The following is a 21,891-nucleotide window of genomic DNA, read 5'->3' on the forward strand; positions in this document are numbered from 1 at the left end:
GGTATCCCCCAGCCATCTTACGCAAAAACGCGACTAAGATGGGTCCGATAAGCGGCAATATCGCGTGGCACGTCCGGCGCTTTAATCACATCGTTGCAGATAAAGGTCGGCAGCGCTTCCATACCCAGGAACTGGTTGGCTTTGTGGAAGTGCAGATAAAGACCGTCGACGCCGACGCCTTCAAAGAACTGCTCCGGATCGGTAAAGGCCTGCAGTGGCGCATTCCATGTCAGCGACAGCATATATTTTTTGCCCTGCAGCAGACCGCCGGAACCATATTTCTTCGCCGCATCAGAACGGGTACGGCCATCGCTGGCGTAGAGTGAGCCGTGGCCTTCGGTAAAGACTTCATCGATGTAACGCTTCACCGTCCACGGCTCGCCCATCCACCAGCCAGGCATCTGATAAATCACCACATCGCTATCGACATATTTCTGCACTTCATCGGCGACCACGTAGTCGCTGTCAGCCAGGGTCACAGACACCTCATGCCCCATGTCACGCAGCTGGCTGGCCGCAACGTCGGTCAGCGTGTGGTTCAGTTCGCCTTTAGAGTGGGCAAAGGTTTTGCCGCCATCGATAATTAAAATCTTGCTCATGAATTGTTTGCCTCATTTCCTGAATATGGCGCTTAGCTTACGCGCGCTGCGGTCGCAGAAAAATGGGAGGTTGATCACAACACTTTTGCTGTGGAAGCAACAATGCGCCGGTTTATGGCACCATCGGCAGGCAAACTCACTGTGAAACAATTATAGAAAAACGCAAAATGAAAAAAATTGTCCTCTCTTTGCTGCTGGCCACCGGTGCTGTCCAGGCACAATCTCATCTCGACACCATCCTCAGTTCTAAAACGCTTAAGGTCTGCACCACCGGGGATTACAAGCCTTACAGCTACCTGCGACCCGATGGTCAGTATGAAGGGCTGGATATCAGCATGGCGAACGCGCTGGCTACCTCGATCGGCGCGAAAGTGGAGTGGGTGCCAACCAGCTGGAAAAACCTGATGCCCGATTTTCTGGCAAAGCAGTGTGATATCGCCGTCGGCGGCGTCTCCGTCACGCTGAAACGTCAGCAGACCGCCTGGTTCGCCCGGCCGCTGGATGTGGATGGCAAAATCCCGCTGGTGCGCTGCAGCGATAAAGATCGCTTCCAGACCATAGAACAGCTCAACCGGCCTGACGTGCGGCTGATTGAACCGGCAGGCGGCACCAACGAAGCCTTTGTGCATAGCCACCTGCCAAAGGCCTCACTGACGCTGTTCCACGATAACGTCACCATCTTCCGGCAACTGGTGGACAACAATGCGGATGTGATGATCACCGATGCCTCTGAAGCGCGTTTTCAGCAGCAGCATTACCCGACGCTCTGCGCGATCAATCCCGACAAACCGCTGCAGTATGGCGAGAAGGCTTACATGATTCCGCGTGACGACATCAGCTGGAAGCTCTATGTCGATCAGTGGCTGCATCTCAGCACCGCCACTGGTGAATATCGTGACATTGCCCGCCAGTGGATGGGCGCAAAGCCCTGATCCACTTCCGCAGAGAGGTCAGACACTTGCCGGTCTGAATCCGGCGTGCCTCCGGCACATGAAATCGCGCGGCGGGACGCCTGCTCTCCCGCGCTTCCCCTGTGACTAACACCAGCGAATAAGGTACTATCCTCGCCAAACCACCGCCGGGTGTCCCGCCGTTGTGGGCCACGATGTGAGGATGAGAAATTAATGAGTGAACTGACTCAGGATGGTGCAGAGCGTCTTGCCCTGCACACATTCACCGAGAATGCGTACTTAAACTATTCGATGTACGTCATCATGGACCGCGCCCTGCCTTACATTGGCGACGGATTAAAGCCGGTTCAGCGACGTATCGTCTACGCCATGTCCGAACTGGGACTGAGCGCCAGCGCAAAATTCAAAAAATCGGCGCGTACCGTAGGTGACGTGCTGGGTAAATACCATCCGCACGGCGACAGCGCCTGTTATGAAGCGATGGTGCTGATGGCGCAGCCGTTCTCCTACCGTTATCCGCTGGTCGATGGCCAGGGTAACTGGGGGGCACCGGATGATCCCAAGTCGTTCGCGGCGATGCGTTACACAGAATCCCGCCTGTCAAAATATGCCGAGCTGCTGCTGGGTGAGCTGGGTCAGGGGACGGTCGATTATCAGCCGAACTTTGATGGCACGCTGCAGGAGCCGAAGATGTTACCGGCGCGCCTGCCCAATATTCTGCTGAACGGCACCACCGGGATTGCCGTGGGTATGGCGACCGATATTCCGCCGCACAACCTGCGCGAAGTAGCTCAGGCCGCCATCGCACTGATCGACTCGCCGAAAACCACGCTGGAACAGCTGCTGGATATTGTCCAGGGGCCTGATTATCCTACAGAGGCGGAGATCATCACGCCGCGTGACGAGATCCGCAAAATCTATCAGACCGGTCGCGGCTCGATTCGCCAGCGTGCAGTCTGGAAGAAGGAAGAGGGCGAGGCGGTGATTACCGCGCTGCCGCATCAGGTGTCGGGCGCGCGCGTGCTGGAGCAGATTGCGAACCAGATGCGCAATAAAAAGCTGCCGATGGTGGAGGATCTGCGTGATGAATCGGATCACGAGAACCCGACCCGCCTGGTGATCGTTCCGCGCTCCAACCGCGTCGATCTCGATCAGGTGATGAACCATCTGTTCGCCACCACCGATCTGGAAAAGAGCTACCGCGTTAACCTCAACATGATCGGGCTGGATAACCGCCCGGCGGTGAAAAACCTGCATGAGATCCTGACCGAATGGCTGGTGTTTCGCCGCGATACGGTCAAACGTCGTCTGAATCACCGCCTGGATCGCGTGCTGCGCCGCCTGCATATCCTGGAAGGTTTGCTGGTTGCGTTCCTGAACATCGATGAAGTGATCGAGATCATCCGTACTGAGGATGAGCCTAAGCCGGTCCTGATGTCACGCTTTGGCATCAGCGAAACCCAGGCCGAGTCGATCCTCGAACTGAAGTTGCGCCACCTGGCAAAACTGGAAGAGATGAAGATCCGTGGCGAGCAGGCGGAGCTGGAAAAAGAGCGCGATCAGCTGCAGGCCACGCTGGCCTCTGAACGCAAGATGAATACCCTGCTGAAAAAAGAGTTACAGGCTGACAGCGCCAGCTACGGCGACAATCGTCGCTCGCCGCTGCGTGAGCGTGAAGAAGCCAAAGCCCTGAGCGAAACCGAGCTGGTGCCGTCTGAACCGGTGACCATTGTGCTGTCGCAGATGGGCTGGGTGCGTAGCGCCAAAGGCCACGATATCGATCCAGCCGGACTCAGCTACAAAGCCGGCGACAGCTATCTGGCTGCGGCACGCGGCAAGAGCAATCAGCCGGTGGCCTTTATCGACTCCACCGGCCGCAGCTACACCCTGGATCCGACGTCGCTGCCTTCAGCGCGCGGGCAGGGCGAGCCGCTGACCGGCAAGCTGACGCCACCGCCGGGTGCGGTAGTTGAACAGGTGCTGATGGAGCCGGATGACCAGCGCCTGCTGATGGCCTCTGATGCGGGTTACGGCTTTATCTGTACCTTCAGCGATCTGGTGTCGCGCAACCGCGCCGGTAAAGCGCTGCTGACGCTGCCGGAAAACGCTCGCGTGATGACGCCGATGGCCGTCCATCATGAAGATGACATGCTGCTGGCGATCACCCAGGCGGGACGGATGCTGATGTTCCCGGTCGGGGAGCTGCCGCAGATGTCGAAAGGCAAGGGCAACAAAATCATCTCGATTCCATCCGCGGAAGCGGCCGCCGGTCAGGACAAACTGGCCTGGCTGATGATTTTGCCGCCGGGCAGCGCTATCACGCTGCACGTGGGCAAGCGTAAAATGCTGCTGCGCAGTGAAGAGCTACAAAAATTCCGCGCCGATCGCGGACGTCGCGGCACGCTGTTACCGCGCGGCCTGCAAAAAATTGATCGTGTTGAACTGGATGCGCCTGCGCGTCCGGCGAGCCCGGATAGCGAAGCGTAAACTACCCGGCTGACACCGCGTCAGCCGTGGCTCAATGAGGGAACTATGTTACTGATTCTGCGTGCCATTATTGTGGTCATCTATTCGATCTTAGTCTGTATATCTGGCTGTATCTGGTGTCTGTTTTCACCGCGCAATCCGCGTCACGTCGCCACATTTGGCCATCTGTTCGGCAAACTGTCGACGGTATTTGGCCTTAAAGTAGAACTGCGCAGACCGGAAGGTGCTGAGAACTATGGTAATGCGATCTACATCGCGAACCATCAGAACAACTACGACATGGTCACCGCGGCTAAAATGGTGCAGCCCTGTACGGTGACGGTGGGCAAGAAGAGCCTGTTGTGGGTGCCGTTTTTTGGCCTGCTCTACTGGCTGACCGGTAACCTGCTGATTGATCGCGATGACCGTGCAAAAGCACGCGGCACGATCGGTCAGCTGGTAGATGAGTTTAACAGTAAGCGCATCTCCATCTGGATGTTCCCGGAAGGAACGCGCAGCCGTGGTCGTGGCCTGCTGCCGTTTAAAACCGGTGCCTTTCACGCCGCTGTGGCGGCGGGTGTGCCGATCATTCCGATTGTGGTCTCTAACACGCATGGCAAGATCAACCTCAATCGCTGGAAAAACGGGCTGGTGATCGTTGAGATGCTGCCACCGATTGATGTAAAGGCTTTCGAGTCGTCGTCGGTGCGTAAGCTGGCGACCCACTGTCGCGAACTGATGGCGGCAAAGCTGGAAGAGCTGAACGCCGAAGTTGCAGAACGCGAAAAAAACGGAAATATCTGACCGGCGAACCATTCGCCGAACTATCCTGCAGGGATGCCGCACGGCGGGGCACGTCCGCCCGTCGTGAACGCAGCACAGCAAAAACAGATCAATAAAAACAGGGTCGGCGCTTAGCGCCACGCGTAAAGGGTCAGAAGTTTTATGTCTTTCAGCAGACGTCAGTTCATCCAGCTTTCTGCCGGAGCGGCGCTTAGCGCCAGTGTACTACCTCATGCGGCGCGTGCCGCTTCTTCAGCTAATGGCGATACGCCACTTCCGGTTCCGCCGTTGCTGGAATCCCGTCGCGGCCAGCCGCTGTTCCTGACAATGCAGCGCAGCCACTGGTCTTTTAATGGCGACAACAACAAAGTGCCGGTGTGGGGCATTAATGGCCTCTATCTTGGCCCGACCGTCCGGGTTTACAGCGGCGACGACGTTAAGCTGATCTACAGCAACCGTCTGAACGAGCCGGTCTCCATGACTATCAGCGGCCTGCAGTTGCCGGGCGCGCTGATGGGTGGCGCGCCGCGTATGATGTCAGCCGGTGTCGACTGGTCGCCGGTGCTGCCGATTCGTCAGGCGGCCTCAACCTGCTGGTATCACGCCAACACGCCGAACCGCATGGCTCCGCACATCTATAACGGACTGGCGGGGATGTGGCTGGTGGAAGATGATATTGGCAGGCAGCTGCCGTTGCCGAAGCATTACGGCGTCGATGACTTCCCGATTATCATTCAGGACAAGCGGCTCGATAACTTTGCCACGCCGGTCTATGACCCACCGCAGGATGGCGGTTTCCTGGGCGACACGCTGCTGGTGAATGGCGTACGCAATCCGTTTGTGGAGGTATCACGCGGCTGGGTGCGTCTGCGTCTGCTGAACGCCTCGAATGCGCGCCGCTATGAGATGGTGCTCAGCGACAATCGCCCGTTTATGGTCATCGCCAGCGATCAGGGCTATCTGCCTGCGCCGGTCGCGGTGCAGCGCCTGTCACTGGCGCCAGGCGAACGCCGCGAAGTGCTGGTGGATATGTCGCAGGGCGATGAAGTGTCGATTACCGCAGGTACGGCGGCGGGCATTATGGATCGGCTGCGCGGCTTCTTTGAGCCATCCTCCATTCTGACGTCAACCCTGATCCTGACGCTGCGGCCAACCGGCTTGCTGCCGCTGGTGACGGATAATCTGCCGATGCGGCTGCTGGCCGATCAGATTCTGGATGGCGTGGCGGTTCGCACCCGTGAATTCCGCATCGGTGACAGCATGCCGGGCATTAACGGCGCGATCTGGGATATGAGCCGCATTGACACCACGGCACAGCAGGGCACCTTTGAGCGCTGGATCCTGCATGCTGACCGGCCACAGTCGCTGCATATCCAGGGCGTGATGTTCCTGATTAAAAGTGTCAATGGTGCGCAGCCGATGGGCGAAGATCGTGGCTGGAAAGATACGGTGTGGGTCGATGGCAGCGTGGAACTGATGGTCACTTTCCCGCAAAGTTCGTCAGATCACTTCCCGTTCGTCTACTACAGTCAGACGCTGGAACTGGCCGACCGCGGTACTGCCGGTCAGCTGGTGGTGCAGCCCAGCGCATAACAGCGCGGTCAGGCAGGAAGAGCCCGCCTGACCGCGTTAATCGTTAGCTGCCCCAGCCGCAGGGCAGATAAGGTGAGGTCACCTGGTGACGCCCAGCCTTAGTTAAAGGTTTCCGGATCCGGCCCCAGACGATTGCCGCTGTCCAGCTTCGCAATATCGCTCACTTCATGCTTGTCCAGACGGAAGTCGAACACCTTAAAGTTCTCTTCAATGCGGGCTGGTGTCACCGACTTCGGAATCACCACCAGGCCGCTATCCAGATGCCAGCGGATTACGATCTGTGCCGGCGTCTTGCCATATTTCTTCGCCAGCGACTTGATGATCTCCTGATCGAAGACCCCTTTGCCGCCCTGCGCCAGCGGACTCCAGGATTCGGTCTGGATCTGATGCAGTGCGTTCCACGCATGCAGCGTGCGCTGCTGTAGCATCGGGTGCAGCTCAATCTGGTTCACCACCGGCGTGACACCGGTTTCATCCAGCAGTCGCTTCAGATGCGCCTCATGGAAGTTACAGACGCCGATACTTTTAGTCAGCCCCTGCTGCTGCAGTTCAATCATCTTCTTCCAGGCATCGACATAATTGTCTTTTTCCGGGCATGGCCAGTGCATCAGATAGAGATCAACCTGCTCCAGTTTCAGTTTCTCCAGGCTGGTTTCCATCGCCTGCTGAACGTTCTGCTGATCGTCGTTCCAGAGTTTGGTGGTCACGAAAATCTCTTCTCGCGGCACGTCAGTTTCCTGCAGTGCCTGGCCAATCGCCTCTTCATTCTTATAGGCGGCGGCGGTATCGATTGAGCGATAGCCGACCTCCAGCGCTTTCAGCACCGCATGACGTGCATCTTCAATGCTGGCCTGCCACACACCGAGTCCGAGTTGCGGCATCATATTGCCATCGCGCAGTTTGATAATGGGTTGGTCTGCCATAGTTGCTCCTTTCCGTTGCGGTTAATCCGTGAGATTTCACTGTGCTTAAGTCTAGCCAACAATTCTCAGCCTGCTTAGCTGAGGCAACAACAGCGGTTCTGCCGCCATGCCCGATCCGGTAAATTTCTTGCCTGATTCTCCAGGCTGCTGGTGATTCAGGCATTCGCACGGCACACTGGTTTTTTGCCCGTAAAAGGAGTCGCTATGGCGCACGATGCCCTGTGTCACCGGCTGGCGCAGCAGGTCGTCACATTAATGACCCATGGTCACGACCGTCTTTGTCCGGTCGAAAATGTGTCGCTGATTTACGCTAATCAATATCGTCCCCGTACGCCGATGATGTATCAGCCCGGCATTGTGATCCTGTTTCAGGGCAGCAAAACCGGCTATCTCGGCAGCACGGTGTTTCAGTATGACGCCAGCAAGTACCTGATGCTCACGGTGCCGCTGCCGGTGGAGTGCGAAACCTGGGCCTCGCCAGAGGTGCCGATTGCCGGGCTGTGTCTTAATGTCGATACCGCCAGCCTGCAGGATCTGCTGATTGAAATCGGCGATGACGATCAGTTCCAGCCGCAGCCGCAGACCTCGGGGATCCACTCGGCGTGGCTGACGGAACCGATGCTGTGTGCCGCTGAGCGGCTGCTTGATGTGATGACCCAGCCACGCGATGCGCGGGTGCTGGGGCCGCACATCGTGCGGGAGATTATCTACTACGTGCTGACTGGCCCGATTGGTGGTGCGCTGCTCTCACTGGTGAGCCGACAGACGCAATTCAGCCTGATCGCGCGTGCCCTGCGACGGATTGAGAATCACTATGCGGAAAACCTCAGCGTCGATGCGCTGGCGGCGGAAGTGAACATGAGCGTTTCAGCCTTTCATCATAACTTTAAAGCGGTCACGCAGACGTCGCCCCTGCAGTATCTCAAGCGATATCGCCTGCATCAGGCGCGATTGCTGATGCTGCACGATGGACTGAAAGCGAGTGCGGCGGCGGTGCGGGTTGGCTATGAAAGTCCCTCACAGTTTTCGCGGGAATTTAAGCGCTATTTTGGCGTGACGCCAGGGGAAGAGGTGAATCGTGTGCGGCAGACGGTAGCGGATCCGTCCGCCTGAGTGGCGGCGGATCCTGATGCTATGCGCTGACGTCAGGCCTGTTTCTGCCGACGCTTTTTCCAGATAACCAGAATGCTGCCGAACAGCCCGAGAAACAGCAACACCATCGGCAGTATCATCAGGATCGCCATCACCTGATCTTCATGACGCTTGATGAACGGCACCTGGCTGATGCCATAGCCAAACGTCACGACGATGCCGACCCACAGCACGCCGCTGAGCCAGTTGAACAGTTGAAAGCGACCATTCTGCAAGCCCGCAATGCCCGCCATGGTTGGCAGGATCGTCCGGATGAAAGCCAGAAAACGGCCCACCAGCAGCGCCATCAGGCCGTGACGGTTAAACATATTCCACGCGCGCTGGTGATACTGCGCGGGCAGATGCATCAGCCAGCTCTTCACCAGCCGGGTATTCCCCAGCCAGCGACCCTGCAGATAGCTCAGCCAGCAGCCCAGGCTGGCGGCGGTGGTGAGGATCACCATCGTCGGCACAAAATCCATCACCCCTTTTGCCACCATCGCACCCGCCAGCAGCAGCAGGCTGTCGCCCGGCAGGAAAGAGGCGGGTAACAGCCCATTTTCCAGAAACAGCGTCAGGAACATCACGCCGTACACCACCCACACCACATCCGGATTTGCCAGCGCGGCAAAATCCTGATGCCAGAGCGCGTGGACAATCTCGTGTAAAACACCCATTTGCTATTCCATCACGTCACAAGGAACTATCCGTCTGCATTCAGGCAATCGGTCGCGGCGCTGCGCAATAAATGCAGCGACCTCACTGATGACCTGAACGGTCTGGGATAAATTTTAACAATAAATGAGCAGCAGCCCGGCAAACTCTGCGGGTGGCCGCTACCCGGTTCATCTTCTGTTTAGCGTCTGTTTATCTTTTACCTGAGTTTATTAACGCATCAGGCGCGCAAAACCGGCGTCCAGGTCAGCCAGCAGATCGTCAACGTGCTCCAGACCAATATGCAGTCGCACCAGCGTACCGGTGAAATCGACTCCACCCGCCGGACGAATCGCGGCCAGCTCTTCCGGCTGATTCGCCAGGATCAGCGATTCATAGCCGCCCCAGGAGTACGCCATGCTGAAATGATGGAAGTGATCGAGATATTCCGCCAGCTGGGGCGCGCTGAGTTTTTCCTGCAGGATAAAAGAGAACAGGCCGCTGCTGCCGTTAAAATCACGCTGCCAGAACTGATGACCTTTGCTCTGCGCCAGCGCCGGGTGATTAACCCGCGCCACTTCGGGACGCGCGGCCAGCCACTCTGCCACCTGAATCGCGCTCTCTTCATGCTGACGCAGACGGGTGCCCAGCGTGCGCAGCCCCCGGCTCGCCATGTAGGCGGTATCGGCATCGACCATCTGACCCATCAGATAGGAGTTCTCGCGCAGCTGATCGATACAGCGCGCATTGGCGACCGCCGTGCCGATCATCGCATCGCTGTGACCAATCAGATATTTGGTGCCCGCCTGAATCGAAATATCGATGCCGTGCGCCAGCGCATCAAATAAAATACCGGCCGCCCAGGTGTTGTCGATCATGATGATCGCCTCGGGCGCTTTGGCGCGAACCGCCGCCACAATCGCCGGAATATCCTGAACTTCCATCGTGATAGAGGCAGGCGATTCCAGGAAAACGACCCGGGTATTGGGCTGCACCAGCTCACCGATTTCACTGCCGATGCAGTGATCGAACCAGCCCGTTGAAACCTGCAGCTTAGTCAGGATTTTAGTACAGAAATCCTGGGTCGGTTCATAGACTGCGCCACTCATCAGCACGTGGTCGCCCGCCTCGACAAACGCCAGAATCGCGTTCGCCACGGCAGCCGCGCCGCAGGGGTAGAGCACACAGCCTGCGCCGCCTTCCAGCTCCGTCATCGCATCCTGCAGTGCAAAGTGCGTCAGGGTGCCACGACGGCCATAAAAGAGCTCGCCTTTTGCCCGACCGGCAGTGGCGCGTTTCTTCTCCGCGACCGTATCAAAAACCAGCGAGGAGGCCCGTTGAATCACACTGTTCACCGAGCCCTGGGTATAACGCTTGCTGCGTCCTGCACTGACGAGCGTGGTATCAATTTTTCTGGTGGTCATGAGTCGCCTTTGCCGCTTCTGACTAAGCCCTCACGTTACCACGAAACGACCAGCAGGGTTGAGACTCAATGGTGATTATCAGAGTGCTTCGCAGGATGAAAATCGGGTCCGCCACCGGACCCGATTTTGCCGACGCTACATCACGCCCATCAGGCGCGGTAACCAGAGGGAGATGGCCGGAATATAGGTAATCAGCATCAGTACGATAAACAGCATGCCGTAAAACGGCAGCATGGCTCTGACCACCTGCTCGATTTTCTGCTTACTGACCGCACTGGCGACAAACAGTACCGTACCGACCGGCGGGGTGATCAGGCCGATCCCGAGGTTGGTCAGCATGATCATGCCAAAGTGAACCGGATCGACGCCAAGCGCGGTGGCGACCGGCAACAGCACCGGCGTCAGGATCAGGATCAGCGGTGCCATATCCATCAGCGTCCCCACCACCAGCAGCAGGATGTTGATACACATCAGGATCACATATTTGTTATCGGAGAGGCTGGTGAACGCCTCGGTGATAATCGTCGGCAGTTGCATGAAGGTCATCACCGCGCCAAATCCGGCGGCAAAGGCGATCAGCACCATCACGATGGTGACAGTCTTAATGGTGCGGAACAGCAGGATATGCAGCTGGTTCCATTTAAAGTCGCGGTAGATAAACATGGTGACGAAAAAGGCCCAGATACAGGCGATCGCGGCGGACTCCGAGGCGGTAAAGATGCCGGAGAGAATGCCACCCATAATGATCACCACGGTAAACAGGCCCCAGAACGCGTCGAAGAAGATTTTCAGCGCCTGACGAAACGGAATACGTTCTCCTTTGGGATAGCCGCGTTTATGGGCAAAACCCAGGCACATTATCATCAGGCAGCCACCCAGCAGCAGGCCGGGAAAGATACCGGCAACAAACAGCGAGGAGATGGTCACCATGCCGCCGGTCGCCAGCGAGTAAATCACCGAGTTGTGGCTGGGTGGCGTCAGCACCGCCTGCACTGAGCCGCTGGCGGTGACGGCGGCGGCGAAATCACGCGGATAGCCTTTCTCCTCCATCTGCGGAATCATCACCGAGCCTATCGAGGCGGTATCCGCCACCGATGAGCCGGAAATCGCGCCAAAGAAGGTGGAAGCGACAATGTTCACCAGCGACAGGCCACCGCGGATAAAGCCGACAAAGATATAGGCGAAGTTGACCAGCCGCCGGGCAATCCCACCCTCCGCCATAATCGCACCCGCGAGAATAAAGAACGGGATAGTCAGCAGCGAAAATTTGTTAATGCCGTTGGTCACCTGAATCACCACCGCTTCCAGCGGCAGATCGATCCACCAGGCGCCAATAAAGGCGCTCAGCCCCACCGCAAAGGCGACCGGAAAACCCACCATCAGCAACACCAGCAAACTGCCTATCAAGATCAATGCATCCATTTTTCTGCTCCGCGTTAGTGGGTGCCGCCCAGCGTGACAATCGGCCGCTGGCTCTGATCGCCGGTCAGCAATCGCTCAACAACAAACAGCAGGGTGAAGATCGCGCCAATCGGAATCGGCAGATACATCTCGCCGTAAGTCACTGCCGGTAATGAAGCGAGCGTCTGCACCCACATCGCTTCGCACAGGCTGTAACTGGCCTGAAAGATCACCAGACAGGTGATGATCATCAGCAGATCGCTGACGCGCAGCATCAGGCGCTGCCGGGCGGGTGACAGGCGATCGGTGACCATGGAAACGCAGATATGCGTTCCGGCCCGCAGTCCGACCGGTGCGCCAATAAACGTAAAAATGATCATGCAGATAATGGCCACCGGTTCCGGCCAGGAGAGCGCGCCGTTCATCACGTAGCGGGCGAAGATCCCGATCGGGATCACCGTCACCATAATCATCAGTGCCACGGCGGCAATCAGCATGCACAGCAGATAGAGCCCATCCATCAGACGTGTATAAGCAGCCATAATTGATACCTGATTAAGCACGCCACACGGCAGTGTGGCGCGGAAGGGTTATTTCACCTCAGCGATCCGGGTCATCAGATCCTGATATTTGCCGCCAAACTGATCGCGCACCGGCTGGGTCGCTTTGACGAAGTAGTCACGGTCGGTCTGCTGGAAGGTGACGCCACCTGCCTTCATCTTGGCGATCGACTCTTCGGTATAGGTCGCCCAGAGCTGACGCTCCTCATCCTGCGCCTCTTTGCCGAGCTTCTTCAGCAGCGCCTGATCCTCAGGTTTCAGGCGATCCCAGGCGCGTTTTGAAAACAGGATCATCTCTGGCTGGATAAAGTGGCCGCTGAGGGTGTAGTACTTCGCCACCGGCATATAGTTATGGGCGACAAAGGTCGGTGGGTTGTTCTCGGTGCCATCGACCACACCGGTCTGCATCGCACTGAACACTTCACTGACGCCCATCGCCACCGGATTCGCGCCCATCGCTTTCAGGGTCGCCAATGAGATGGCGCTGTTCTGCACCCGAATCTTCATGCCTTTCAGATCTTCCGGTTTTGCCAGCGGCTTCTTGGTGATCATGTTGCGCTCACCGGCATCGGTCCAGCCCAGGAACACCATGCGGGCGTTGGGATCTTTATCGAATTTGTCGGCAATCTCGCGGCCTATCTCGCCATCCAGCACTTTGTGCATGTGGTCAATGTCGCGGAAAATGTAGGGCAGGGTCAGCACGCTGGTTTCCGGGGCGATCGAGGTGACCGGCGCCAGCGACACACGGATCATGTCGATTGCGCCCAGCTGCACCTGTTGCAGCGTCTGATCTTCGTCCCCCAGCACGCCACCGGCGAAGAGCTTCATCTCCAGCCGTCCATCGGTAGCCTGTTTGAGTTTGTCGCCCATGTGCTGCAGCGCGACCACGGTCGGATAACCGGCAGGCTGGACTTCAGCCACTTTGATCACCTGTGCCGTGGCGGTGGCGCTCATCATCATCGCCGCCAGGGCACTGGCCAGGCATGTTTTCGTCATTCTCATTATTTTGTCTCCCGCTGAGGTAGGACGGCGTCCGGCGTCGGGGGCTAACCGGAGAGAACCGTGTGGAGCCAGCATAGTGAAAACGCGCGCCAGTAAAATACGGCAATGCTGATTGAATGAATGCCATCACATTTTGAAACGATGTTTTAATAAATTTTCATGCAACTTCACATTTTCGAAACATCCTTGTCAAAAGTGTTTAAACCTGGTCAATTGCGGGTAAATGGCGTCGATCAGCTTTGTAAATACTAATGAGAACTACTATCAATTCGCCGTCGTTTTGCTATTATTCGCGCTTGTCTCGCATCCCTGAATCAGAAGTTGGAGAAGCAGCGTGGTAGCCAGTGATTTGATGCAAACGGACCTCTCCGTTTGGGGCATGTATCAACATGCCGATATCGTGGTAAAGGTGGTCATGATTGGCCTGTTATTGGCCTCAGTGGTGACCTGGGCGATCTTCTTCGGCAAATACGCCGAACTCAGCGCCGCTAAGCGCCGCCTGAAGCGCGAGCATCTGGCGCTGAGCGAAGCCCGCAATCTGAATGACGCCGCCCGCATTGCCCAGTCGTTTACCGGCCACAGCCACAGTGTGGTGCTGCTGAATGATGCGCAGAATGAGCTTGAACTGTCGGCTGGCGTGGAAGATACCAACGGGATTAAAGATCGCACCAGTTTCCGCCTTGAGCGCCGCGTCGCTGCGTTCAGCCGCTATGCAGGCCGGGGCAATGGCTTCCTGGCGACCATCGGTTCGGTTGCGCCGTTTATCGGCCTGTTCGGCACCGTATGGGGCATCATGAACAGCTTTATCGGCATCGCTAAAACCCAGACGACGAACCTTGCGGTTGTTGCACCGGGTATCGCCGAAGCGCTGCTGGCAACTGCGATTGGCCTGATCGCTGCGATTCCGGCGGTGGTGATCTACAACGTTTTTGCCCGCATGATCGCCAACTACAAAGCCTCGCTGGGTGATGTCGCCGCTCAGGTGATGCTGCTGCAGAGCCGTGATATCGATCTGGGCACCGTCGCCACTGATGTTCCTCGTCCTGCGACGGCTCAGAAACTGCGCTTAGGGTAAGTTCTTATGGCAATGCGATTAAACGACGATCTGGAAACGGATGGTGAAATGCATGAGATCAACGTGACGCCGTTTATCGACGTCATGCTGGTTCTGCTGATCATCTTTATGGTGGCCGCGCCGCTGGCCACGGTCGACGTACGCGTCAATCTGCCCGCCTCAACCAGCGCGCCGCAGCCGCGCCCGGAAAAGCCGGTTTACCTGTCGATTAAAGCGGATAAGCAGCTTTATGTCGGTAACGATCAGGTCACGCCGGAGTCGCTGGTTAACGTGCTGACTAACCAGACCCAGGGCAACAAAGAGACCACCATTTTCTTCCAGGCGGATAAGTCAGTCGATTATGAAACGCTGATGAGCGTGATGGATAAGCTACGCACGGCGGGCTATCTGAAAATTGGTCTGATGGGCATGGAAACCGTGAAGAAATAGCGGGTTATCCGGCTCAGGAAAAAGGCGACTGTTCAGGTCGCCTTTTTTTATGGCTGCTCTCCAGCCCTATAAAATCAGGCAAATCAGGGCCAGGGTAATCACTTATGCTCCTCGAACTGACTTGTTAATTAGTTGTTACTTATGTACATGGGTTTGTAAAGTGCAATGGTGAGCCAGGTCACATTAATCCCGCATCAGGCAGGCTAAAACGGCTAAAAAACAACAGGAAGCCGTTATGAGTCACACCCCCTCTTTACAAAAGCCGCCGAAAAGTGCCGCCCGAACCATCTTCACCGTCACCAGTGGTAACTTCCTGGAGATGTACGATTTTATGGTGTTTGGCTACTACGCCACCGCCATTTCAAAAACCTTCTTTCCCGGCGATGACCCGTTTGCCTCCCTGATGCTGACCCTGATGACTTTCGGTGCAGGCTTCCTGATGCGCCCGCTGGGGGCGATCATCCTCGGTGCCTACATCGACCATCATGGTCGTCGTAAAGGACTGTTGCTGACGCTGGGCTTAATGGCGATGGGCACCCTGACCATCGCGCTGGTGCCGGGCTATGCCACCCTGGGCGTGGCAGCGCCGATTCTGATCCTGCTGGGACGGCTGTTGCAGGGCTTCTCGGCGGGCGTGGAGCTGGGTGGCGTGTCGGTCTATCTGGCCGAAGTCGCGCCCAAAGGACGCAAAGGCTTTTTCGTCAGCTGGCAGTCGGGCAGCCAGCAGATTGCGGTGATCTTTGCTGCTCTGCTGGGTCTGATGCTGAATCATCTGCTGGCGAAAGAGGCGGTGACGGAGTGGGGCTGGCGTATCCCGTTTGTGATCGGCTGTCTGATTGTGCCGTTCCTGTTCTATATCCGCCGGATGCTGGAAGAGACCGAGGCGTTCAGCAAACGTAAACATCATCCGAGCATGACGGAAATCATGCGGTCTGTCGCCAGCAACTGGGCGCTGGTGCTGGCGGGGATGCTGATGGTGGTCACCACCACGGTGATGTTCTACATGATCACCGCCTTTACCCCGACCTTTGGTAAAACGGTGTTGATGATGAGTGACAAGCAGGCGTTCCTGGTGACGCTCTGTGTCGGTGTCTCAAACCTCATCTGGCTGCCGCTGATGGGGGCGTTGTCGGACCGCGTCGGACGCCGTCCGCTGCTGATCATTTTTACCCTGCTGATGATTGTCACCACCTGGCCGGTGCTGCACTGGCTGGTGGGATCGGCCAGCTTCGCCCACCTGCTGGAAGCGGAACTGTGGCTGTCGTTTCTCTATGCCAGCTATAACGGTGCGATGGTGGTCTATCTGGCGGAGATCATGCCTGCGGAGGTGCGCGCCGCCGGTTTCTCCATGGCTTACAGCCTGGCGACGGCGCTGTTTGGCGGCTTTACGCCTGCCATCTCCAGCTACCTGATCCATGCCACCGGTGACAAAGCGATGCCGGGCGTCTGGCTGACCTTTGCCGCAGTCTGTGGGTTAATCGGCACGTTGCTGATTGGCCGGATGGTGAAGCAGTATCAGACCCGTCACAGCGGCACGCCGGTCAGTGCTTCACTCTAAAACGACAAATCGACCACCACGCTGTCGCTGTAGTTTCCGGCTGGCGGCGTGTTCTGCGTGGTCAGGATGCGCGCGGTGTAGTTAAAACCGCGCGTCAGTCCATCCGTGGATACCGCCGTCGAGGTGGTACTGCTCCAGCGTTCAGTGCCTGCCGATCCCCAGCGATTGCTGGTGGTACTTTTATAAATTTCATAGCTTAGCCGATTCGCGCCGCTCGCCATATTCCTGACGCTGCCCACCGGATAACTGCCGTTGCTCAGCCCGACGGTATAGGTGCTGCCTTTGCTGCACAACACGTTGATGGTCTGTGACACGGCGGAGAAGCTGCCGACCAGCGGCGCGCTGCCAAAGCTGATATTCGGCGCGGTAATGGTGGTGCAGTCATTGGTAAGAATGGCGGTGATATTAATCGGGATGACACCGCTGCCGTTCTGCTCGCTTAAACAGACATTGCCAATCGCAACGCTGGTGCAGATGCGATAAGTCACGGCCATATTCAGCGTCAGCTGGTACGTCCCGGCGGCGACCACCTGACCGGGAACGGTGCGCAGATAGACCGGGATGGCGAAGTTAAGGCTGCCCAGCAAACCCGCCAGGTTGATCAGGGTCTGCGAACCATAGACAAATGGCGTGCCGCCAATCGTCAGTTCGGTAGCGCAGGCCGTGTCGGTGCAGAGCCGCACCGGCACATTATCGCTGCCGGTATCACCGCTGCGTTTCAGCGTACCGCGCGTGCCGTTGCTATTGGTCGCGCCCGTCAGCTGAAAGGTGATCTGGTTATTGCCCAGCAGCGACAGCCCGGCACCCGCGCCACAGTTGACGTTGGCATTGGTGGTGGTGGAACTGACGGTGGTGTTAGCCACAAAGGTTGTGACTGAACCGAAACTGGCGGTCGATGCGGGCAGGGCGCAGGCGGCGTAGCCCAGCGACGGCAGTAAGAGTAGCAGGCCAGCCAGTATCACAGATTTCATCATGGTCGGTTTCCGGACGTAAAAGATTCAGCGGGAGAGGGGGCGCTGCCTGCGGCAGGGGCGGGCAGCGCACAGGTCAGGGGGCCGTAAGTTTTCAGCGCCTGCGGCTGACCGCTGGCGATGCGCAGTTCGGTTTCGCACTGGCGGCCATCGGGCGTCACCACCTGCATCGGGTTACTTGCGGTGAGATCTTCCATCCAGACGATGCCATCCCAGCCGACATACTCGGTGGGATGATCGGGACGCTGCACCAGGCTTGATACCGGCAGCGGCTGGCCCTGCGCATCGACCAGGATTACGCTGGCTGAGCGCAGTTTCTCCACCGGGAAGTTGAGCAGATAACCGCTCTGGCGTTTCACCGCAAAGCGCTGCTCAACCCGTGGCGTGGTCATATCTGCCGGCAGGTCGAGGGTGTCGATATCATATTTGGCCGGGTAGTAGCTGCTGATGGCGGGCACCAGCAGATAGCCCTGTTGATTGGTGCGTCCCATCGACTGATTCTCGTAGCGCACGTTAACATCGGGATAGTTGGTCTTCACCAGCACAAAGGCGTCGTTGATCTCGTTAGCGGCAAAGACGCTGTTGTCCATTAACACCAGCGCACCCGAGAGATCGGCCCACTGGGTGAGGTTGTCATCATCGCCATAGAAGCCCGCCGAGGTGTCAATCTGGTTGTTGCGATAGCGCAGACTGCCCTGACGATAATCGCCGCTGTCTCCGCTCTGATTCGCCCAGGAGGCATCCCAGGCGAACCCGCCGTCGCTGGGCATGGCGCGTGAGGCATAAACGCGCTGACTGTCGCGGCCACGCTGGTCGCGTTCGGTGCTGAGGGCAACGCTGCCCTGTTCGCCAAACGGGATCACCAGCGAAATCGCCCCGGTCCAGCTTTTCTCCTGCTGATCGCGGCTGGCCGAGACATACAGACTGCTGTTACCCCACAGGTTTTTACTCCATGAGAGGTTCCACAGTCGGGTGCGATCGCCCTGACCGTCAGTGATGTCGATGAAAGCGGCACCGACGCTGCCAAAGCGGTTCAGCGAGACGCTGGCGCTGTACTGAGCACTGCGGCGTGAGAGTGCGTAGCGGCTATCCGCCTGGCTACCGGCACGGCTGCCGACCAGCGCCAGATTGCCGAAGTCGCTGCTGCGCTGGGTCTGTTGAGTGCCGATGTTGAACCAGCGGTTGTTGTACTGATATCCCCAGCTATATTGCCTGCCGCTCTCGCCATCGAGCTGACTTTGCGCCACCGCGCCGTTGACCACGCCCCAGCTGCCGACGCGCAGCTGACCACCCAGCCCGCCCATCGCCAGCGTTTCGCTGCCTTCGGCGTGGCTCTCCAGCGTCAGCCAGTCGGTCATACCGTAACGATAAGAGCCGCTGGCCGCTGCCTCACCATAATCGAAGTTCTTTATGCCGTAGTTTTCGCGGATTGCCCCGGCAGAGAAGGCGTAGTCCGACAGCCCCGATTTCAGCAGGTTACTGGAGACGTAAAACGGCATGGTGGTGGTGACACGGCGGCCAACCGCATCGGTGGTAGTGATCACGGCATCACCCGCGCCGTTAACGAATGGCACATTGGTCATCGACCAGGGGCCAGGCTGCACGTTCGCCTGGCTGGAGCGATAGCCATTAATAAACAGATCGACGGTGGAAGGCACGGCGGCCTGACCGGAAAAGGCGGGCAGCGGATAGGTCACCAGATCGGGACGGACGCTGAAGTCGCGACCGACGCGGATGCCACCGAGCCGCACGCTGCTGCTCCAGGCCAGCGAGTCGGTGACCAGATCGCCGACCCGCCAGCTTACCGCCGCATTCTCATCTTCATTGCTCCACCAGGTGTCGTAGCGGATATAGCCATCATCCTGATAAGTCGTACTGCCTTCCAGCTGCTGTTGCCAGACGCCGTTAGTGGAGAAATGACCGGCATCACCAAACAGCCGCAGTTCGTTCCAGGCGGACAGGCGGGAGCCACTGTTATCCGTGCGGCTGGCGTAAAGATCATAATTAATCAGCGCGCCGCTGCTGGTACGGCCCGGATAGCGCGGTCCGTTCTTCGCCTCGCCAATCACCTGACCGGGCAGCCACTCAGGCGGTACGGTCAGCAGCAGACGCTGTCGCGCAGCGTCATACTCCACTTTGATGGGTTGCAGGCTGCTGACATCGACCTGCGGCTGCTGGCCCAGCTTATCCGCTGGCAGGCCGGCACGCTGCAAATCGCCACTGCGAATCCAGAAATGACCGTCGCGCTGCTCTGCCGGCACAATATTGCCGTTCTCCTGCTGGTTAATCACCAGCTCCAGCATATATTGCTGACCGTTGCTGCTGGTCTGCAGGCTGGGTGGCGGGGGCAGGGATGAGTAAGTCTCCGCCAGCACAGGATCCGGCGTAAAAGCGTAAATAACGCTGGCCACGGCCAGCGCACAGGGATGCAGGGAAAACGGTCTCATTCAGCGCTTACTTCTGGGCAGCGCTGCGCCACTGGCTCTTGTTAACCTCTGCGGTGAGTTCGCCGCTCACCGGCGAGGAGAGCGGCCAGCGGTGATAGCTGTCAGCCAGCACATAGCCGTACAAGCCTTCGCCCAGTTTGCGACCGCCAATCGCCACATTGCTTAACCGGGCGTGACCGCTGCCGCTGTTGGTTAACTGGAGCCAGCGCCTGCCGCCCTCGCTGACCTGTTGCCAGCGCAGAGCCGGGCGAGCGCTGTCTGTGTTCAGCCCGGTACCGTAAACAAACAGCGGCACCGAATAGCGCATCTGGAAAGTCAGCCCGGCCTGATTCTCGCCGGGATTTCGCGGGGTCGGGATCTCATCCAGCACCACCCGATAGGCCAGCTCTTTACCGGCCGCAGGCGGCGTCTGTTTAATCAGCCTGACCAGCTGTTTCTGGCCTGGCTCCATCCGCACCATCGGCGGGCTGGCGACTACCTGCTGCTGAGTCTGATACTGCTCCTGGCCATTGTTCTGCTGCCAGCTGAAGACGCGGATCTGCATCATGGTGGTGCTGTTACCGCGATTCTCCAGCCAGAGTTCGCTGGCTTTCTCTTCAGGATTAATGGCGGGATCGATGGGCCAGATCATGACCGAATTCGCGGCGAAGGCCGGGGAGAGCAGGGTGGAATTTAGCAGCAGCAACAGGGCGCGCAGTGGCTTCATGATCATATCCTTGTTTTCTATCACCTCACCAGCTCAGGGTGACGGTCAGCGTGTCGGTATAAACGCCGGCGCGCGCAGTGCCGGGCAGTTGTAGCTGACCGTAGATCGGCAGCGTAATGTTATTGGCATTGCTATAACTCAGCGGCACCGCCTGGTTCACCGGGATCACCGTGGTGCGGCTGGCGTTGCTAAAGAGCGTGTAGGGAACGGTGTTGCTGAAATTGGGCAGCTTCAGGTTACGGGTCGTGGTGAAATTGTTGCCCTGATTAATGCTCATGCTCAGCGTTGTGCCTGGCGTACAGGCGAGATTAATCGAGGTGCTCTGCAGATAGCTGGCGTTGACGGTATTCGCCGCCACGCCAGACTGCGTGCCGAAATTAAGCGTGCCAAAGACGCCGGTATTGGTACCGGATATCACGCAGCCTGCCACAATCGACGCGGTAACCTGGAAGGTGCTGGTTGGCAGACTCCAGGCGCTGATACTCCCTGTCAGCAGGGGCAGACCGCATGCGATCGTCAGGCAGGATCGCCAGAGAACCAACCGTATTTACCTGCGACAGCAGTTAATAGTTCACGGCAACGTTAATCGTGTCGGTATAGGTTCCGGCAGGGATCAGGGGATTGAAGCCGCCGCCGACCACCCGGCCATAGATGGCGTAGTTGGTCCCCAGCGTCGGATCGGTGGTACCGCTGGCGGCGATAGGCGTATTGTTGGCGATCGCCGTGGTAAAGGAGGCATCACTGTAGAGGGTATAGGCGATGCCCTGCGCATTATCCGATCCCAGCACCAGATAACGCGGCGATGCAGAGGCGGTGCCGTAGATGGTCGCCGGTGCAGTATTGCTGCTGGTGACCACCACGTTGTAATCCTGACCGGTGGTGCAGCGCACAAAAATACCGTTACCAGCCGCACCGACCAGTGTGGCGTTCAGGGTATCGAACGTGGCTGCGCTGCTACCAAAGTTCAGGGTACCGAAGTTAACGCCCGCCGTAGCCGACTGGCCGTTCACCAGACAACCGGTGGTCAGGGTTAACGTGGCATTGATGGTTCCCGAGGTCGTCGCCGCCTGGGTTAATGACGGAATAGCGACAGTTAATCCTGCAGCGGCAAACAGAAAAAGCTTGAGTTTCATAATATTTCCTTACGGATTATCCAGAGTCAGTGCTTTTTCACCCGGTGTTTATTAACGATTCAACCCAAAATAAAGGAAATAAAATAACAAGGGAGGCAGTGCCGCTATCTTAAGAAAAATCTTAG

The 21,891-nt window shown here is 57.8% G+C and carries 20 protein-coding genes; 8 read left to right on the forward strand and 12 right to left on the reverse strand.

The window, feature by feature from the left end:
- Positions 1-17 precede the first annotated feature (17 nt).
- Positions 18-599, reverse strand: a complete 582-nt coding sequence (locus tag ACVKSX_RS12460; RefSeq protein ID WP_010249028.1) for an NAD(P)H-dependent oxidoreductase — start codon at positions 597-599, stop codon at positions 18-20.
- Between the two features lie 167 nt (positions 600-766).
- Between ACVKSX_RS12460 and ACVKSX_RS12465 the strand changes: the two genes are divergently transcribed.
- The 4 genes from ACVKSX_RS12465 (at position 767) to ftsP (ending at position 6,352) form a co-directional block, all read left to right on the forward strand.
- Positions 767-1,531, forward strand: coding sequence for a transporter substrate-binding domain-containing protein (locus ACVKSX_RS12465; RefSeq protein WP_346554479.1), 765 nt, complete (start codon positions 767-769; stop codon positions 1,529-1,531).
- A gap of 192 nt (positions 1,532-1,723) precedes the next feature.
- Positions 1,724-3,997 (forward strand): DNA topoisomerase IV subunit A, encoded by a 2,274-nt coding sequence (gene parC, locus ACVKSX_RS12470; protein WP_354438880.1) that lies wholly within the window; start codon positions 1,724-1,726, stop codon positions 3,995-3,997.
- Between the two features lie 45 nt (positions 3,998-4,042).
- Positions 4,043-4,780: a 1-acylglycerol-3-phosphate O-acyltransferase gene (locus ACVKSX_RS12475; protein WP_010671121.1), complete on the forward strand. Its 738-nt coding sequence runs from the start codon at positions 4,043-4,045 to the stop codon at positions 4,778-4,780.
- Positions 4,781-4,921: 141 nt separating this feature from the next.
- Positions 4,922-6,352 carry a cell division protein FtsP gene (gene ftsP / locus ACVKSX_RS12480; RefSeq protein WP_010249023.1) on the forward strand — a complete coding sequence of 477 codons (1,431 nt, stop codon included), beginning with the start codon at positions 4,922-4,924 and terminating at the stop codon, positions 6,350-6,352.
- A gap of 98 nt (positions 6,353-6,450) precedes the next feature.
- On the opposite strand, the gene dkgA is transcribed toward ftsP, so the two are convergent.
- Positions 6,451-7,275, reverse strand: coding sequence for a 2,5-didehydrogluconate reductase DkgA (dkgA, locus tag ACVKSX_RS12485; protein ID WP_010249022.1), 825 nt, complete (start codon positions 7,273-7,275; stop codon positions 6,451-6,453).
- Positions 7,276-7,479: 204 nt separating this feature from the next.
- Between dkgA and ACVKSX_RS12490 the strand changes: the two genes are divergently transcribed.
- Positions 7,480-8,388 carry an AraC family transcriptional regulator gene (locus ACVKSX_RS12490; RefSeq protein ID WP_010249021.1) on the forward strand — a complete coding sequence of 303 codons (909 nt, stop codon included), beginning with the start codon at positions 7,480-7,482 and terminating at the stop codon, positions 8,386-8,388.
- A gap of 32 nt (positions 8,389-8,420) precedes the next feature.
- Here ACVKSX_RS12490 and ACVKSX_RS12495 read toward each other — a convergent pair whose 3' ends face one another.
- From ACVKSX_RS12495 to ACVKSX_RS12515, 5 genes are all read right to left on the reverse strand, one after another.
- Positions 8,421-9,083 (reverse strand): DedA family protein, encoded by a 663-nt coding sequence (locus ACVKSX_RS12495; RefSeq protein ID WP_010249020.1) that lies wholly within the window; start codon positions 9,081-9,083, stop codon positions 8,421-8,423.
- 210 nt (positions 9,084-9,293) lie between these two features.
- Entirely contained in the window at positions 9,294-10,484 is a 1,191-nt protein-coding gene (metC, locus tag ACVKSX_RS12500) for a cystathionine beta-lyase (RefSeq protein ID WP_192073197.1), read from the reverse strand.
- A gap of 135 nt (positions 10,485-10,619) precedes the next feature.
- Positions 10,620-11,906 carry a TRAP transporter large permease gene (locus tag ACVKSX_RS12505; RefSeq protein ID WP_010671118.1) on the reverse strand — a complete coding sequence of 429 codons (1,287 nt, stop codon included), beginning with the start codon at positions 11,904-11,906 and terminating at the stop codon, positions 10,620-10,622.
- A gap of 14 nt (positions 11,907-11,920) precedes the next feature.
- Positions 11,921-12,427, reverse strand: a complete 507-nt coding sequence (locus ACVKSX_RS12510; RefSeq protein ID WP_010671117.1) for a TRAP transporter small permease — start codon at positions 12,425-12,427, stop codon at positions 11,921-11,923.
- 48 nt (positions 12,428-12,475) lie between these two features.
- Positions 12,476-13,447: a TRAP transporter substrate-binding protein gene (locus ACVKSX_RS12515; RefSeq protein ID WP_010249015.1), complete on the reverse strand. Its 972-nt coding sequence runs from the start codon at positions 13,445-13,447 to the stop codon at positions 12,476-12,478.
- 352 nt (positions 13,448-13,799) lie between these two features.
- Between ACVKSX_RS12515 and exbB the strand changes: the two genes are divergently transcribed.
- The 3 genes from exbB (at position 13,800) to tcuC (ending at position 16,509) form a co-directional block, all read left to right on the forward strand.
- The gene (gene exbB, locus ACVKSX_RS12520) at positions 13,800-14,522 is read left to right on the forward strand and encodes a tol-pal system-associated acyl-CoA thioesterase (protein ID WP_010249014.1); all 723 of its coding nucleotides are present in this window, start codon (positions 13,800-13,802) and stop codon (positions 14,520-14,522) included.
- Positions 14,523-14,528: 6 nt separating this feature from the next.
- Positions 14,529-14,951: a TonB system transport protein ExbD gene (gene exbD / locus ACVKSX_RS12525; protein WP_010249013.1), complete on the forward strand. Its 423-nt coding sequence runs from the start codon at positions 14,529-14,531 to the stop codon at positions 14,949-14,951.
- A 235-nt stretch (positions 14,952-15,186) separates the two neighbouring features.
- Positions 15,187-16,509: an MFS transporter gene (gene tcuC, locus ACVKSX_RS12530; protein ID WP_010671115.1), complete on the forward strand. Its 1,323-nt coding sequence runs from the start codon at positions 15,187-15,189 to the stop codon at positions 16,507-16,509.
- Here tcuC and ACVKSX_RS12535 read toward each other — a convergent pair.
- From ACVKSX_RS12535 to ACVKSX_RS12555, 5 genes are read right to left on the reverse strand one after another with little or no spacing between them, the layout of a single operon-like run.
- Complete coding sequence (locus ACVKSX_RS12535; RefSeq protein WP_010671114.1) at positions 16,506-17,483, reverse strand: Csu type fimbrial protein; 978 nt, start codon at positions 17,481-17,483, stop codon at positions 16,506-16,508. The genes tcuC and ACVKSX_RS12535 overlap by 4 nt on opposite strands.
- Positions 17,480-19,927, reverse strand: coding sequence for a fimbria/pilus outer membrane usher protein (locus ACVKSX_RS12540; RefSeq protein ID WP_064689992.1), 2,448 nt, complete (start codon positions 19,925-19,927; stop codon positions 17,480-17,482). Before ACVKSX_RS12540 ends, ACVKSX_RS12535 begins: the two co-directional genes overlap by 4 nt.
- Positions 19,928-19,934: 7 nt before the next feature.
- Positions 19,935-20,633 (reverse strand): fimbrial biogenesis chaperone, encoded by a 699-nt coding sequence (locus ACVKSX_RS12545; RefSeq protein WP_354438876.1) that lies wholly within the window; start codon positions 20,631-20,633, stop codon positions 19,935-19,937.
- Positions 20,634-20,658: 25 nt separating this feature from the next.
- Entirely contained in the window at positions 20,659-21,153 is a 495-nt protein-coding gene (locus ACVKSX_RS12550) for a Csu type fimbrial protein (RefSeq protein WP_154210535.1), read from the reverse strand.
- Between the two features lie 43 nt (positions 21,154-21,196).
- Positions 21,197-21,766 carry a spore coat protein U domain-containing protein gene (locus tag ACVKSX_RS12555; RefSeq protein WP_010249006.1) on the reverse strand — a complete coding sequence of 190 codons (570 nt, stop codon included), beginning with the start codon at positions 21,764-21,766 and terminating at the stop codon, positions 21,197-21,199.
- Positions 21,767-21,891 lie beyond the last annotated feature (125 nt).

The organism is Pantoea sp. PvP021 (assembly GCF_054056055.1).